Here is a 15,831-nt window from a genome sequence, read left to right as displayed (position 1 = left end):
AAACTGCTGTCGCCAGCAAAGAAAGGCTTTCCTATGGAGCCGGGGTAGCGGTCGGCAGCGGGGGCAGCGCCGTGTTGTCGATTGAAAGTCCGGCGAAGGGGCCAACGGGAGTTCCCCAAGCCTGGGTGCGTTTGGCGGTGTCGACAAGCCCGTCAATCGCCCATTGGCGCGTGCCGCCCTCCGATAACGCCACGAGGTCGGCGTAGGCAGTCAGCGAGCTGGCCTCCATGCTTCCCAGCGCCAGTCCGGGTTTGGCGGCGAAAGTGGCAGGCAGGCGATAGCCGGCCTCCAGAGGAGGCGTGGCGATGCAGTGCAGCCGGCCTTGCGCCTCCGCTCCCCGGAGCAGCTCCTGATGGCGCGCCAACCAGGTGGCCGCCGTCACCGATGCCTTCGGGTCCAGCTTGGTCAGGGCCACTTGGTAGGCATAGATCGCCTCTTGTTCGGAGCTGACGACGGCGGCAAGGGCTGCGGGCAGATCGGCCTTGGTGGGTGCCGTTCCGGGTGCCGGTGCCGTCGGCGTGCCCGCAGAGGCAGGGCAGCCCGGCGGTGGTGTCGGGGCCGTACTCGCCTCAGCCGGAGTCGCCGGCAGCGGCAAGCCCCAGGCCGCGGCCAGCCGCGATGACTCAAGCAGTTGGGCGGTCCCGACGGCGGCAAGCAGCCGTGCCATGCCGCCGTCGGCGTTCGCGGCGTCCGCCAAGCGACGGGAAGCGCTCGAGGCGAGCGCGGAGACAAAGCCGGCCCGCGTCGGCCGGTCCCGGGTGGCGCCGGGACCCGGGGAAGCGGTAGGGGTATTCGAAGCCGAAGGGCTGGAAGGTTGCAGCAGCGCCCGTGCCTGGCTTGTCAGCAACATCACAGTGTCCGTGCTCTCCAGGAGGGATGCGCTGGCGAGGAGTGTCTCGGTCGAGGAGAGCGCTTCGGAACGCGCAGTTTCGGAAAACGGCACCGCCGGGGGCCTTCCGGCGTCCCGCGGGACAAGCACGGCGCCGACGCCGAGGACGAGTACTGCGAGGAAAGCCAGCAGGAGGGCCTTCATCCAGCCATGGCTCCGTGGTTTCTCAACAGTCTCGTGGTTCACAACAGACTATGGTGTCACGCTCACGGACAAGTTGCGTTCCCGCGGAGGGGGCCCTGTGCACCACGCCGCCGCAAATGTCGTTAAGCTAGTAGTCACAACATCATCTATCGGGAGGCGGCTGGCCAGTGAGTCATTCGGAAGCCACGACTTCAACAGACCAGGCTGGAACGGATCCGACGAGTCCAGCACAACACGAGGTCCGCAACCCCGAGGAAAGCAGGCTGAAGGCGCTTCTGGAGCCCGCGGTCCTGGCGAGCCGGCTCTATCTCGAGGATGTTGCTATCCACGTTGCCGGTTCGCACCGGGTAGTCCACGTGGTCATCGACCTGCCCCAGGAGGAAACCGGCGGCGTCAGCCTGGACGTCATCGCGGAAATCTCCCGCGCTCTCTCGGACATCCTGGATAACGATCCAGGCACCGACGGCCGCCCCTACGACCTTGAGGTCTCCTCGCCCGGAGTCGGCCGGCCCCTCACGGAGCCCCGCCACTGGCACCGGGCCCGCGGACGCATGGTCAAGGTCAACGTGATCCAGGGAGAGAACCTGACGGGCCGTATCCAGTCCGTCGACGACGACGGCGTCACACTGGTTCCCGAGCAAGAGGTCAAGAAGGGCATGAAGCCCAAGCAGGGCGAACCCGTGAAAATTCCTTTCGACAGGATCCGCCAAGGAAAAGTCGAGATAGAGTTCAGCCACCTCAACGAGGCCGCGCTGGAAGACGAGTACAACGGACCTTCCGAGGAGGCCTAATGGATATTGACATGAGTGCGCTGAGACTCCTGGAGCGTGAGCGTGAAATCCCGCTGGACCTCCTGATTCCCACCATCGAGCAGGCGCTCCTGGTGGCCTACCACAAGACGCCGGGCGCTTTCGAAAAGGCCCGTGCCGAGCTGGACCGCAAGAGCGGGCACGTGACCATCTGGGCTACGGAAATCGACGACGACGGCGAAGCCATCGGCGAGTTCGAGGACACTCCTGCGGGATTCGGCCGTATCGCGGCGAGCACCGCACGGCAGATCATCCTGCAGCGCCTGCGCGACGTCGAGGACGACAACGTCCTTGGCGAATTCAAGGGCCGTGAAGGTGAACTCGTTGCCGGCCTGATCCAGCAGGGAAACAACCCGCACATGATCCAGGTGAACCTCGGTTCCGTGGAAGCCCTGCTGCCGCCGCCCGAGCAGGTGCCGGGGGAGAAGTACACCCACGGCAACCGCCTGCGCGCGTTCGTGGTGGACGTCCACCGCGGCGCCAAGGGACCCTCCATCACGCTGTCGCGTTCACACCCGGGCCTCGTCCGGAAGCTTTTCGAACTGGAGGTCCCGGAGATCGCGGACCGTTCCGTCGAGATCGTGGCACTGGCACGCGAGGCCGGTCACCGCACCAAGATGGCCGTCAAGGCCAACACTCCCGGCATCAACGCCAAGGGTGCCTGCATTGGTGAAATGGGCTCCCGCGTCCGCGCAGTCATGACCGAACTCAACGACGAAAAGATCGACATTGTCGACTTCAGCGAAGATCCGGCGACCTTCATCGCCAACTCCCTGTCGCCGTCGCGCGTGAATTCGGTCACTATCACCGACGAAGCCACGCGCTCCGCCCGGGTGGTTGTTCCCGATTACCAGCTGTCCCTCGCCATCGGCAAGGAAGGCCAGAACGCGCGCCTCGCAGCCAAGCTGACCGGCTGGCGGATCGACATCGTCTCCGACGCCACTCCGCCCAAGGGCAACTGAACACACCAAACCGTGCCGGGCCCCGGATCCTTGCGCATTGTGGATTCGGTGGCCGGGCCCTCGGGGGCTTAGAATAGATGGAACCGGGCCTATGCCCGGTATCCGTGCGCTTTGGCGTGCTTGCGGCTTGTGGGGCAACAAACTCCAACAAGGCAAGGGCGCGCGCCGAGCAAAGCAGAACCGCAGAAGACAGGTAAAGACACTGAGGCAGGTTGATACACCCAGTGACTGAACTGCTTCACACCAGGCACCAGCCTGTGCGCACCTGCATCGGATGCCGGAAACAAGGCAAGCGGAGCGAGTTGATCCGGCTTGTCGCCGAAGGCGGCGGGTCACCCGTCGTCCTGGTGGATGAACGACGCCGGATGGCTGGCCGGGGTGCGTGGCTGCACCCCAGCACCACATGCCTGATGCTGGCAAGCAAACGGCGTGCTTTCGCAAGGGCCCTAGCGGGCGCAAGTGAAATCACCGCCGTCGAAAGCTACCTGGCGGCAGTCATGCCCCCTGCGGACACCCCGTGAAAGCAGGAAAACCGTCCAAACCTGAAAGCGGGTCAGAAAACTGATGGAAACCCGATGAGTTCCCAGCGATGAGTGCGCAACGATGACAACTTTGTTGCGCTCTGCACAGGGCCTATCCGCCGCATTCGCGGCAGGGGCCCGCAGTAAGAATTAGACGGTTCGTGCCTGGCTCGGTGCGGACCGAGACAGGAGAAATGTGGCCAAGGTCCGCGTACATGAGCTCGCCAAAGAGCTCGGTATTACTTCCAAAGATGCAGTGACAAAACTGCAGGAATTGGGCGAATTCGTTCGCTCCGCCTCATCAACAATCGAGGCACCGGTCGTGAAGAAGCTTCGCGACGCCTACCCGGGTGCCGGCGCTGCAAAGGCGGCTGCCCCGGCAGCACCTCGCATGACAGCCCCCGCGGCACCCGCCGCACCCGCAGCATCCCGCCCGGCTCCGGGCCCCGCTGCGCCCAAGGCTCCGGTTCCCGCCCCCAAGGCTGAGACCCCCGCCCCGGCAGCGCCTGCGGCTCCCGCGGCTGCAGCAAGTCCTGTTTTCGCCAAGCCGGGCGCCCGTCCGGCACCCAAGGCCGAAGCCCCTGCCCCGGCACGTCCGGGCAGCCAGGCACCGCGGCCCGGCGGCCCCCGTCCGGGCAACAACCCGTTCGCGACCTCGCAGGGCATGCCCCGCGGCCGTGGCGACGGCGAGCGTCCTCCCCGTCCGGGCAACAACCCCTTCGCAACATCGCAGGGCATGCCCCGTTCCGGTGGCCGCACTGATGGCGAACGTCCCGGCGGTCCGCGTCCCGCGGCCGGCGCAGGCGGTCCCCGTCCCGCAGCCGGTTCCGGTGGTCCGCGTCCGGGTGCCCCGCGCCCCGGTGCTCCCCGTCCGGGTGCTCCGCGCCCCGCAGGTGGTGCCGCAGGAAACCGTCCCAGCCCCGGCATGATGCCCAACCGCACCGAGCGTCCCGCTCCCGCCGGCGCAGGCCGTCCGGGTGGCGCTGGCCGTCCCGGTGGTGGCGGCCCCGGCCGTCCGGGTGGCGCTCCTGGCGCAGGCACCGGTGGCGGAGCTCCCGCCGGCGGTGGCTTCGGCAAGGGTGGCCGCGGACGCGGCGGTACCCAGGGTGCCTTCGGCAAGGGTGGCGCAGGACGCGGCAAGCAGCGCAAGTCGAAGCGTGCAAAGCGTCAGGAACTGGAGCAGATGAGTGCTCCGTCGCTGGGCGGCGTATCCGTACCCCGCGGCGACGGCAACACCGTGGTCCGGCTCCGTCGTGGCTCGTCCATCACGGACTTCGCCGACAAGATCGAGGCGAACCCCGCCGCACTGGTCACCGTTCTGTTCCACCTCGGTGAAATGGCAACGGCTACGCAGTCGCTGGACGAAGACACCTTCGGCCTGCTGGGTGTTGAACTCGGTTACCAGATCCAGGTAGTTTCGCCGGAAGACGAAGAGCGCGAGCTCCTCGACTCCTTCGACATCGACCTTGATGCCGAACTGGAAGCCGAAGGCGACGACGTCCTCGAACCGCGTCCCCCGGTTGTCACTGTCATGGGTCACGTTGACCACGGTAAGACCCGACTGCTCGACGCCATCCGGAAGACCAATGTGGTTGCCGGCGAACACGGCGGCATCACGCAGCACATCGGTGCCTACCAGATCAGCCACATCCACGAAGGCGTTCCGCGCGACATCACCTTCATTGACACCCCCGGTCACGAGGCGTTCACCGCCATGCGTGCACGTGGTGCCAAGGTCACCGACATCGCCATCCTGGTTGTCGCAGCCGACGACGGTGTCATGCCGCAGACGGTGGAAGCACTCAACCACGCACAGGCGGCCAACGTGCCGATCGTCGTCGCGGTCAACAAGATCGACAAGGAAGGTGCGAACCCGGACAAGGTCAAGGGCCAGCTCACCGAGTACGGTCTGGTTCCCGAAGAATACGGTGGCGACACCATGTTCGTTGAGGTCTCTGCCCGCCAGAACATCAACATCGATGAACTGATCGACGCCGTCCTGCTGACCGCAGACGCCGCTTTGGACCTGCGCGCCAACCCGGACAAGGACGCTCGAGGCATTGCCATCGAAGCGAACCTGGACAAGGGCCGCGGTTCCGTGGCCACCGTCCTGGTCCAGTCCGGTACCCTGGCCGTTGGTGACACGATCGTGGCCGGTACGGCCCACGGCCGCGTCCGTGCCATGTTCGACGAAGACGGCAACGCCCTCGACGTCGCGCTTCCGTCCCGTCCGGTCCAGGTCCTGGGTCTGTCCAACGTGCCGCGTGCAGGTGACACCTTCCTGGTGACCTCCGACGAGCGTACGGCCCGCCAGATCGCTGAAAAGCGTGAAGCAGCCGACCGCAACGCGGCACTGGCCAAGCGTCGCAAGCGCATCAGCCTGGAAGACTTCGACCAGGCAGTTGCCGCGGGCAAGATCGACACCCTCAACCTCATCCTCAAGGGTGACGTTTCCGGTGCCGTCGAAGCCCTCGAAGACGCACTGCTCAAGATCGACGTCGGCGACGAAGACGTTCAGCTGCGGGTCATCCACCGCGGTGTGGGTGCCATCACGCAGAACGACGTCAACCTCGCCACGGTGGACAACGCCATCATCATCGGCTTCAACGTCAAGCCCGCCGAGCGCGTGGCCGACCTTGCCGATCGTGAAGGCGTGGACATGCGCTTCTACTCCGTCATCTACTCGGCAATCGATGACATCGAGCTGGCCCTCAAGGGCATGCTCAAGCCGGAGTACGAGGAAGTCCAGCTCGGTACCGCCGAGGTCCGCGAAGTCTTCCGTTCTTCCAAGTTCGGAAACATCGCCGGTTCCATCGTGCGCTCGGGCGTCATCCGCCGTAACACGAAGGCACGCGTCAGCCGCGATGGCAAGGTTATCGGCGACAACCTCACCGTTGAGACGCTCAAGCGCTTCAAGGACGACGCCACCGAGGTCCGCACGGACTTCGAGTGTGGTATCGGTCTTGGCTCGTACAACGACATCAACGAAGGTGACATCATCGAGACCTTCGAGATGCGCGAAAAGCCGCGCGTCTAAGGACGAAAAATAGAGGGCGGGGCCGTTGGATATTGTCCGGCGGCTCCGGCCCGTTCCGCCGATATGGGGGCCCCGCCCCTTCGCTGGGTGGCAAAGGATCTGCGATCCTTTGCCACCCAGCTTCGGCAGGCCCGATGCCACTCCCGGGCCCCCATATCGGCTCCACGGGCCTCGGTTGGGACCTCGCCTCAGCTTCGGGTCTTTCGCGAGTGGCATTTGTTGAACTTAAGTACGCAAGTTGCTAACGCGCCGTCGTACGCAAATTTTAGGAGTTGTCATGGCTGATCCGGCACGTGCTGCCAAGTTGGCGCAGCGGATTAAGGTTGTTGTTGCTGAGGCACTGGGCCGGCGGATCAAGGATCCGCGGGTTGAGGGCATCACTATTACGGATGCCCGCGTCACCAATGATCTTCAGCACGCCACCGTGTACTACACCGTCTTCGGTGACGAAGCCGCTCATTCGGATGCTGCCCGGGCGTTGGAAAAGGCCAAGGGTGTTTTGCGTCAGGAAGTGGGCCGCAACATCACGGTGCGGCTGACTCCTACCTTGGAATTCGTTGCAGACCTTATTCCGGTCAATGCCTCGAACCTTGAGGAGCTGTTGCGCACCGCCAAGCAGCGCGACGCCGAGGTGGCCGCGCTGGCCGCCGGCGCCAAGCACGCCGGCGATGCAGACCCGTACAAGAGCGATGCCGTGCAAGACGCGGACATCGACGAAGACGACTTTGACGAAGAAGACATCGACCTGCGTGCCGATGAAGCCATCGACGAAGACGGTGGCAAGTAGTCCAGCGCTTCCCGGACGGGACCGGATCAGCAGCCCTTAGGGCTGCAGGATCCGGTCCTTCCTGTTTAAACCCTGTTTAACCGTGAAAAGCCGCGCCAAATTGACGGGCCGTCGCTAAGATCGGAGCATGTCGGCGCACGATGCAGCTCAGAGTCCCGAAGACTACCTCGAACACGCGCTGCGGCTCGCGGTGCAGAACGTCGCCGACGGCGGCGGCCCTTTCGGCGCCGTCGTGGTCACCCCGGACGGACGGCTCCATGACGGCGTCAACCGGGTCACCCGCGACAACGACCCCACAGCGCACGCCGAAGTGGTGGCCATCAGGCGGGCTGCGTCGGAACTTGGAAGCTTCAATCTCAGCGGCTCGGTGCTCTACTCAAGCTGCGAGCCGTGCCCTTTGTGCCTCTCGGCAGCCCTATGGGGCCGCGTGAGCCGGGTCTACTTTGCCGCGGATCGGCATGGGGCTGCAGCCGCCGGCTTCGACGATGCAGTGTTCTACGAATATTTCGACGGCAACAGGCCTGAACTGCTGCCCGTCCAACATACGGAGGTCGCCGCGTCGGAGGCTCCATTCGATGCCTGGCGCGGGCACAAAAACCGGACCAACTACTGAAACCGGCCGCCGCCAGCCAAAACGCCGCCAGCCAAGCGCCGGCCGCTACACGCGTTCCGGAAGCCGCCCCACGCCGTCGAGCAGCTGCTGGTGATCACCGCACAACGCGATCCTGATCCACCCCTCGCCGATGGAACCGAATGCGGTGCCCGGCGCGACGGCCACCCCGGAATCCTTGAGGTACCGGTGCACCCAGCCACGCACGTCCCCGCCGCTCACATGCGAGACGTCCGCCCAGAGATAGAAAGCTCCCTGCGCGCCGAGGAAGGGAATGCCCTTCTCCGCAAGCACCGCCGAGGCGGCGTCGCGGTTGGAACGGTAATGCTCCCGTGCGGTGTCCACATAGTCCTGCGGGCCGGTCAGCGCAGCGACCGCAGCGTATTGGGAAGGCGAAGCCACGCAGGAAACGATCGCTTCCATGACGTTGTTCATCGTCCGTTCCAGGCCGGGCGGGCAAATGAGCGCGCCGATCCGCAGCCCAGTGAGCCCGTACGTTTTGGACAGGGTCAGGGACGTGAAGACGCGTGCCTCTCCGGGAACAGTGCTGTCGAAGCGGGCGGGGCTCGTGTGTGGAACGTCGAAGGTGAATGCTTCGTAGCATTCATCCGAAATGATCCACAGATCGTGTTTGACGGCCAATTCCACGAGCTGGCGCGTCGTTTCCTCGCAGATCACCGCGCCCAAGGGATTGGACGGCGAATTCAGGACCAACACTTTCGTGCGGGGCGTGATCAGCGCCTCGATGTCCTCGATGCGGGGTTGGAACTCGTGCTCGGGATAGAGCGGATACCGCACCGGGACGGCGTTCAGCAAATGGCTCGTCATCGCAAAAGTAGGGTAGCCAGGGTTGGGAATCAGGATCTCGTCCCCGGGGGAAAGGAGCAGGCTCATCGCGAAGTGCAACCCCTGCTGGGCTCCGTCCACGACGTACACGCGCTCCGCCCCTAGATCCACTTTGTTGTGGGCACGGAACCGATCGGCGAAGGCTTCACGCAGCGCCGGGATCCCGGCATTGGGGGTGTAGTTCGTCTCGTCCCTGTCCAGGCATGCAATCCCCGCGTCCAGGATGTGCCGGGGCAGCGCGAAGCCGGGCTCGCCGATGCTGAGGACAATCGCCCCCGGGGTGGCCCACGCGGCCTCGGTGATCTCGCGGATCTGGTTGACGGGCACTTCGCGGACGTGTGCGGCAAGCTCAGGCATGGGAGCCATCTTAGCCGCGGTCCCGGACCGCTCAGGGAAGGGCCGGGCCGCAGGATGCATGCCCCGGCGCGGATATACTGGGAGGCGTGCTTTCTGGACTGGTAATCGTTGACAAGCCGCAAGGATGGACCAGCCACGATGTGGTTGGACGGATGCGGCGACTGGCCGGTACCCGGAAAGTGGGCCATGCGGGGACCCTGGACCCCATGGCCACCGGCGTGCTCGTGCTTGGCATCAACAAGGCGACTCGACTGTTGACGTACATTGTCGGCACCTCCAAGACGTATTCGGCCACCATCCGGCTGGGCGAATCAACCATCACGGACGATGCCGAAGGCGACATCACCGAAAGCCGCAGCGCCGCCGAAGTCACCGAAGAGGCCATCAGGGCCGGCGTCGCGCAGCTCAGCGGCGAGATCCAGCAGGTTCCGAGCAGCGTCAGCGCCATCAAGGTCAACGGCGAACGGTCCTACGCGCGCGTCCGTTCGGGGCAAGAGGTCAAGCTCGCCGCCCGGCCCGTGACCATCCACCGTTTCGAGATCCACGCCATCCGGAGAATCGACGACGGCAGGGTGGTGGACATCGACGTGACCGTCGAGTGCTCCTCAGGCACCTACATCCGCGCGCTGGCACGCGACCTCGGCGAGGCTCTCGGCGTCGGCGGCCATCTCACGGCGCTTCGCCGCACCCAGGTGGGGCCGTATTCGCTGGAGCAGGCCCGCACCCTCGAACAGCTTGCCGAGGAACTCGAAGTCCTCGACATGTCCGCCGCCGCCCGCGCGCTCATGCCCAACCGGGAGTTGAGCGACGCCGAAACCACCGAGATCTCCTTTGGCCGCAGGATCGCCGCGGGGCCCGCTGCCGGCACGGCCGACGCGGCCACCGCCGAGAACCCGGCGGCCGCGTTCTCGCCGGCAGGGGAGCTGGTGGCGTTGTTGGCCGACGCGGGGAGTTTCGCCAAGCCTGTCCTGGTGTTCGCCCCCGACAACGAAAAGCAGGCCAACTAGCCATGGACGGATACTTTTACGCTGTCCTGGTAGTGGGCCTGCTGTCCACGATCATTTGCGTCGTGGCGGGCATCATGAAGAAGGCCCCCAACGACGTCACCATACTGTCCGTCGCCGCCGTCGAACTCGTCCTGCTGGTCTACCTGGTGGGATCGATCATCCGTGTCGCGATGGGTGAAAAGATCGCGGGGGAGCCCTGGGAATTCTGGGGCTACATCATTACGGCACTGATCCTCCCCGTCGTCGCGGTCTACTGGTCCATCCTGGAACGGACCCGTTGGAGCAATTTCGTCATGGGTGCCGTGGGCGTCACCGCGTTGGTCATGGCGGCCCGCATGAACCAGATCTGGTACTGACATTGGAAGAAGCACAAGAAGTGACTGTTGAAACCACCGGCAAGAAGAACCGGGACACCCGCAACACCGGGCCCGGGAGGCTGCTGATTGCGGTCTACGCGGTGTTCGCGATCTCTGCCACGGCCCGTGCCGGCTACCAGATCCTGACCAAGTTCGCGGATGCTCCCTTGGCCCACATCCTCTCGGCCTTCGCCGCCGTGGTGTACATCGTGGCCACAGTTTCCCTCGCGAAGCCGGGCCGCACATGGTTCAAGGTATCGCTCGCGGCGGTCCTCGTGGAGATGGTCGGAGTGGTGGTGGTTGGTGCCATCAGCCTTTTCGATCCTGTGGCTTTCCCGCACGACACCGTGTGGTCCTTGTTCGGACGCGGATACGGCTTTGTGCCGTTGATCCTGCCGGTCCTGGGCCTGTTGTGGCTCTATCGCCGGCGCCCGGCACGGCTCCCGCACTAGGAATCAGGGCCCTCCCGTCCTGGCATGCCAGCCCCGGGATAGCGGGTAACCTTAGAGAATTCCGGCGCCGGACCAGGTCGCCGGGCAGCGAATACCAGCAGTAAAAGGCGAGGTTGATGGTCCACATCTGGAACGATCCCACCGAGGTCCCCGAGGATTTCGGTCCCAGCGTCGTTACCATCGGCAACTTTGACGGCGTCCACCGCGGACACCAGCAGGTGCTGACGCAGTTGTTGCGCACGGCAGGGCAGCACGGTGCGCGGTCCGTCGTCGTGACTTTCGATCCCCACCCGGCCCTGGTCCACCGGCCCGACTCCGCACCGGAGCTCCTCATGGGGCTCCAGGACAAGCTCGATGCCCTGGCCGGCACGGGCGTGGACGCCGTCCTCGTCATGAAATACAACCTCACGCTGGCGGCCATGACACCTGAGGAATTCGTCGTCAACGTCCTGCTGGAAGGGCTTCACGCGGCACACGTTGTGGTGGGCCACGATCTCCGTTTCGGGGTGGGAAATTCCGGCGACGTCGGCACCATGCAGGAATTGGGTGAGAAACTCGGATTCGGCGTCCACGTGGTCAATGAGTTCGGCGCGCAAGGCTTTCCAGTCCACGACGACGGCGGCACGGACCGCCGCTGTTCCTCCACCTGGGTGCGCGAGGCCCTTGCCGAAGGCGACGTCGAGACTGCGGCTGCCGTCCTCGGCCGCCCGCACAGGATGCGCGGCGAAGTGGTCCACGGCGCTGCGCGCGGACGCGCCCTGGGCTTTCCCACGGCGAACCTGGACCACGGCGCAACGGGCTACGTCCCCGCGGATGGAATCTACGCCGGCTGGCTCATCGACGAATCCGGAACCCGCTGGCCCGCCGCAATTTCGGTCGGTTCCAACCCCACGTTCGACGGCGTGAGCCGCCAGGTGGAAGCGCATGTGATCGACCGCCCGGAGGAAGCGGTGGAGGACTTCAACCTCTATGGCCAGACTGTCGTTGTGGAATTTACCGCGCGGCTGCGGGGCATGGTGGCCTACCGCGGGCCCGAGGCCCTGGTGGAGCAGATGCGTCTTGACGTCGTCCAGGCCCACGGTCTCCTGCTGGACAAGTAGCCCCCACCGTGAGCGTTGAGAAGAACACCCGGCCACTGGACGAAGGCATCGTCAAGGATTTCAGCTCGCGCATGAGCTACGGCTCCTACCTTCAGCTGCCCTTGCTGCTCAGCGCCCAGCAACCTGTCAGCCAGCCGGAGCACCATGACGAGCTTTTATTCATCATCCAGCACCAAACCACCGAGCTCTGGCTGAAGCTGGTCCTGCACGAGCTCCGCAGCGCGGCCGCGTGGCTGCGCGAGGGCGATCTTGGTTCCGCGCTCAAAGCCATCGCACGCGTCAAGCACATCCAGAAGACGCTCACCGAGCAATGGTCGGTGCTCGCGACGCTCACCCCTACGGAGTATTCCCAGTTCCGCGGCTTCCTGGGCAATGCCTCCGGGTTCCAGTCGGCCCAGTACCGCGCGGTCGAGTTCATCCTCGGCAACAAGAACGCCAAGATGTTGCCGGTGTTCGACTCGGATCCGGAGTCCAGGTCCATGCTCGAGGAGCTCCTGAACGCCCCGAGCATCTACGACGAATTCCTGGCCTACCTGGCCCGGCACGGCTACGACGTTCCACGGTCGGTCCTGGACCGGGAGGTGACCCGTGCCCACGAGTTTGACCCCGGGCTCTTGCCGCTTTTCAAGCACATCTATGAACATGCCGCAGACAACTGGGCGGCCTACGAAGCCTGCGAAGAACTGGTGGACCTGGAAGACAACTTCCAATTGTGGCGCTTCCGGCACCTCCGCACCGTCCAGCGGACCATCGGCATGAAGACGGGAACCGGAGGCTCAAGCGGTGTTTCCTTCCTGCAGAAGGCGCTTGACTTGACGTTCTTCCCGGAACTTTTCGCGGTCCGGACCGAGATCGGGCAGTGAGCGGCGCTCCTCTTTGAGGAGGGTCACACCGCAGCTTTCGACAAGATTGCCGGGCTGCCGGTAAACTGAGGGATGGATCCGGCTGCAGTCCGTGGCGGCTGGACCTGTTTTGTGTGCGGTCATTGGCACAACACAACCCGGCAGCGAGGCGCTGAATCGGGACGCACGGCACAACTCTAGGAGTTCACGTGGCACTTGAAGCCGCTGTTAAGCAGTCCATCATCGAGGCATACGCAACGTCCAAGGGCGACACTGGTTCGCCTGAGGTCCAGATTGCAGTCCTGACTCAGCGGATCAAGGATCTGACTGAGCACATGAAGGAGCACAAGCACGACTTCCACACCCAGCGCGGTCTGCTGGCTATGGTTGGTCGTCGCAAGCGCATGCTGGGCTACCTCAAGAAGACTGACATTGCCCGCTACCGTGCGCTCATCGAGCGCCTCGGCCTGCGCCGCTAGTTTGACTTCGGGCGGCCCGATCCTCCGTGGACCGGGCCGCCTTTTCTCCATAACTAAATCCAACACTTAACAGGAGTTCAACCGCATCGCGCATTCGCGGTCCTCGGTAGTGATCCCCGGGAACAGTCTTCTGTGATGAAGGCGCAGCCCGTGGGTCTCGATCGATGACCGGGTGTCGTACAGGCCAGGAACAGACGCTGGCCTGGGTCGATGCGGGAGGACTTCCGCTAAACAAGAAACGGAGGTGACTCTCAATGGAGGGTCCCGAAATCCAGTTCTCAGAAGCCATCATCGACAACGGCCGCTTCGGCAAGCGTGTTATCCGCTTCGAAACCGGCCGCCTCGCCAAGCAGGCAGCCGGCGCCGCGATGGTCTACATCGACGAAGACACTGCACTGCTGTCCGCAACCACCGCAGGCAAGTCCCCGCGTGAAGGCTTCGACTTCTTCCCTCTGACTGTCGACGTCGAAGAGCGCATGTACGCCGCCGGCCGCATCCCGGGCTCGTTCTTCCGCCGTGAAGGCCGCCCGTCCACCGAAGCCATCCTGGCTTGCCGCCTCATGGACCGCCCCCTGCGCCCTGCGTTCGTCAAGGGCCTGCGCAACGAGGTCCAGATCGTCGTCACCGTATTGGCGATCAACCCGGACGAGCTCTACGACGTCGTGGCCATCAACGCCTCGTCCATGTCCACCCAGCTCTCCGGACTCCCGTTCTCCGGCCCGATCGGTGGCGTCCGCGTCGCCCTCATCGCCGACGAACAGGGCACCGAATGGGTTGCTTTCCCGAAGCACTCCCAGCTTGAGAACGCCGTCTTCAACATGGTTGTTGCCGGCCGGGTTGTGTCGGGTTCCGACGGTGACGACGTCGCCATCATGATGGTCGAAGCCGAAGCCACGGACAACTCCTGGAACCTCATCAAGGAACAGGGCGCCACCGCTCCCACCGAAGAGGTCGTTTCCGAAGGTCTCGAGGCCGCCAAGCCGTTCATCAAGGCCCTCTGCGAGGCCCAGGCCGACCTGGCCGCCCGCGCTGCCAAGCCGACAGTTGAGTTCCCGGTCTTCCTGGACTACCAGGACGATGTTTACGCCGCTGTTGAAGCTGCCGCTGCGGAGAAGCTTGCTGCTGTCTTCCAGATCGCCGACAAGCAGGACCGCGACAACGCCTCCGACGAGCTCAAGGACGAGGTCCTTGGCGCCCTCGCCGGCGAGTTCGAGGGCCGCGAGAAGGAACTCTCCGCAGCCTTCCGCTCCCTGACCAAGCAGGTTGTCCGCCAGCGTATCCTCAAGGACCAGATCCGCATCGACGGCCGTGGCCTGACGGACATCCGCCAGTTGACTGCCGAGGTAGAGGTCCTGCCGCGCGTTCACGGTTCCGCCATCTTCGAGCGCGGCGAAACCCAGATCATGGGTGTCACCACGCTGAACATGCTCAAGATGGAACAGCAGATCGACTCGCTGTCTCCCGTCACGCGCAAGCGGTACATGCACAACTACAACTTCCCGCCGTACTCCACCGGCGAGACCGGCCGCGTCGGTTCCCCGAAGCGCCGCGAGATCGGCCACGGTGCACTCGCCGAGCGCGCCCTGGTTCCGGTCCTGCCGTCCCGCGAGGAATTCCCGTACGCCATCCGCCAGGTGTCCGAGGCCCTCGGTTCCAACGGTTCGACGTCGATGGGTTCCGTCTGCGCCTCCACGCTGTCCCTGCTCAACGCAGGTGTGCCGCTGAAGGCCGCTGTTGCCGGTATCGCCATGGGCCTGGTTTCCGACCAGGTTGACGGCCAGACCCGCTACGCCGCCCTGACCGACATCCTCGGCGCCGAAGACGCTTTCGGCGACATGGACTTCAAGGTTGCCGGTACTTCCGAGTTCGTCACCGCCATCCAGCTCGACACCAAGCTCGACGGCATCCCGGCGTCGGTCCTGGCTGCAGCCCTGAAGCAGGCCCGCGAAGCCCGCCTGCACATCCTGGACGTCATCAACGCCGCCATCGACACTCCGGACGAGCTCTCCGAGTTCGCACCGCGCGTGATCGCCGTCAACATCCCCGTTGACAAGATTGGTGAAGTCATTGGCCCTAAGGGCAAGATGATCAACCAGATCCAGGAAGACACCGGCGCCGACATCTCCATCGAGGACGACGGCACCGTCTACATCGGCGCTACCAACGGTCCGTCTGCAGAAGCAGCCCGCGCCGCGATCAACGCCATCGCCAACCCGCAGATCCCGGAAATCGGTGAGCGTTACCTGGGCACGGTCGTCAAGACCACCACCTTCGGCGCGTTCGTTTCCCTGACCCCGGGCAAGGACGGCCTGCTGCACATCTCCGAGCTGCGCAAACTCGCCAGCGGCAAGCGCGTGGACAACGTCGACGACGTCGTTTCCGTGGGCCAGAAGATCCAGGTCGAGATCACCAAGATCGATGACCGCGGCAAGCTCTCCCTCTCCCCGGTTGTGGCCGAGGAAGAAGGCGCCGCCTCTGAAGAAGCTCCCGCCGAAGAGGCTGAAGTTTCCGCCGAGTAGCCTGAACCGGCAAACACACGGCAGGACCGGTGGACATGTCCACCGGTCCTGCCCGGTTTAACAACTAATTCCCGTCCCAGGGGCGATGCGCCCGCTGGTACGATTGCAGCCAGA

The 15,831-nt window shown here is 64.7% G+C and carries 15 protein-coding genes; 13 read left to right on the top strand and 2 right to left on the bottom strand.

All coding sequences use genetic code 11. The annotated features are described in order from the left end of the window. Nucleotides 1–31: 31 nt before the first annotated feature. Nucleotides 32–1,075: a DUF4439 domain-containing protein gene (locus tag AB0O52_RS00475; RefSeq protein WP_364531798.1), complete on the bottom strand. Its 1,044-nt coding sequence runs from the start codon at nt 1,073–1,075 to the stop codon at nt 32–34. 125 nt (nt 1,076–1,200) lie between these two features. Between AB0O52_RS00475 and rimP the strand changes: the two genes are divergently transcribed. The 6 genes from rimP to AB0O52_RS00445 all read left to right on the top strand — a co-directional run bounded on the left by rimP (nt 1,201) and on the right by AB0O52_RS00445 (nt 7,762). After that, nucleotides 1,201–1,824 (top strand): ribosome maturation factor RimP, encoded by a 624-nt coding sequence (gene rimP, locus AB0O52_RS00470; RefSeq protein WP_364531795.1) that lies wholly within the window; start codon nt 1,201–1,203, stop codon nt 1,822–1,824. After that, on the top strand, nt 1,824–2,804 hold the full coding sequence (nusA, locus tag AB0O52_RS00465; protein WP_364531792.1) for a transcription termination factor NusA: 981 nt from the start codon (nt 1,824–1,826) through the stop codon (nt 2,802–2,804). The genes rimP and nusA overlap by 1 nt, the downstream gene beginning before the upstream one ends. 224 nt (nt 2,805–3,028) lie before the next feature. Next, nucleotides 3,029–3,325, top strand: coding sequence for a YlxR family protein (locus tag AB0O52_RS00460; RefSeq protein WP_364531789.1), 297 nt, complete (start codon nt 3,029–3,031; stop codon nt 3,323–3,325). A gap of 196 nt (nt 3,326–3,521) precedes the next feature. After that, complete coding sequence (gene infB, locus AB0O52_RS00455) at nt 3,522–6,362, top strand: translation initiation factor IF-2 (RefSeq protein WP_364531786.1); 2,841 nt, start codon at nt 3,522–3,524, stop codon at nt 6,360–6,362. A 277-nt stretch (nt 6,363–6,639) separates the two neighbouring features. Beyond that, entirely contained in the window at nt 6,640–7,149 is a 510-nt protein-coding gene (gene rbfA, locus AB0O52_RS00450; RefSeq protein WP_364531783.1) for a 30S ribosome-binding factor RbfA, read from the top strand. 127 nt (nt 7,150–7,276) lie between these two features. Continuing rightward, the gene (locus tag AB0O52_RS00445) at nt 7,277–7,762 is read left to right on the top strand and encodes a nucleoside deaminase (RefSeq protein WP_364531780.1); all 486 of its coding nucleotides are present in this window, start codon (nt 7,277–7,279) and stop codon (nt 7,760–7,762) included. 45 nt (nt 7,763–7,807) lie between these two features. On the opposite strand, the gene AB0O52_RS00440 is transcribed toward AB0O52_RS00445, so the two are convergent. Then, nucleotides 7,808–8,962 carry a pyridoxal phosphate-dependent aminotransferase gene (locus AB0O52_RS00440; protein WP_364531777.1) on the bottom strand — a complete coding sequence of 385 codons (1,155 nt, stop codon included), beginning with the start codon at nt 8,960–8,962 and terminating at the stop codon, nt 7,808–7,810. An 86-nt stretch (nt 8,963–9,048) separates the two neighbouring features. Between AB0O52_RS00440 and truB the strand changes: the two genes are divergently transcribed. The 7 genes from truB (at nt 9,049) to AB0O52_RS00405 (ending at nt 15,717) form a co-directional block, all read left to right on the top strand. Continuing rightward, nucleotides 9,049–9,969, top strand: coding sequence for a tRNA pseudouridine(55) synthase TruB (gene truB / locus AB0O52_RS00435; RefSeq protein WP_364531774.1), 921 nt, complete (start codon nt 9,049–9,051; stop codon nt 9,967–9,969). Nucleotides 9,970–9,971: 2 nt separating this feature from the next. Then, on the top strand, nt 9,972–10,325 hold the full coding sequence (locus AB0O52_RS00430; RefSeq protein ID WP_234753100.1) for a hypothetical protein: 354 nt from the start codon (nt 9,972–9,974) through the stop codon (nt 10,323–10,325). A 20-nt stretch (nt 10,326–10,345) separates the two neighbouring features. Continuing rightward, entirely contained in the window at nt 10,346–10,777 is a 432-nt protein-coding gene (locus tag AB0O52_RS00425; RefSeq protein ID WP_364531771.1) for a hypothetical protein, read from the top strand. A gap of 116 nt (nt 10,778–10,893) precedes the next feature. Further along, nucleotides 10,894–11,877 carry a bifunctional riboflavin kinase/FAD synthetase gene (locus AB0O52_RS00420; protein ID WP_364531768.1) on the top strand — a complete coding sequence of 328 codons (984 nt, stop codon included), beginning with the start codon at nt 10,894–10,896 and terminating at the stop codon, nt 11,875–11,877. An 8-nt stretch (nt 11,878–11,885) separates the two neighbouring features. Further along, nucleotides 11,886–12,740: a tryptophan 2,3-dioxygenase gene (kynA, locus tag AB0O52_RS00415; RefSeq protein ID WP_364531765.1), complete on the top strand. Its 855-nt coding sequence runs from the start codon at nt 11,886–11,888 to the stop codon at nt 12,738–12,740. A 188-nt stretch (nt 12,741–12,928) separates the two neighbouring features. Beyond that, nucleotides 12,929–13,198, top strand: coding sequence for a 30S ribosomal protein S15 (gene rpsO, locus AB0O52_RS00410; protein ID WP_028266602.1), 270 nt, complete (start codon nt 12,929–12,931; stop codon nt 13,196–13,198). 254 nt (nt 13,199–13,452) lie between these two features. Next, nucleotides 13,453–15,717, top strand: a complete 2,265-nt coding sequence (locus tag AB0O52_RS00405; RefSeq protein ID WP_364531761.1) for a polyribonucleotide nucleotidyltransferase — start codon at nt 13,453–13,455, stop codon at nt 15,715–15,717. Nucleotides 15,718–15,831: the final 114 nt, after the last annotated feature.

This window comes from Arthrobacter sp. NPDC080073, assembly GCF_040686575.1.
In the GTDB taxonomy this organism is placed as follows: domain Bacteria; phylum Actinomycetota; class Actinomycetes; order Actinomycetales; family Micrococcaceae; genus Arthrobacter.
This window is presented reverse-complemented; position numbering and strand designations above follow the sequence as displayed.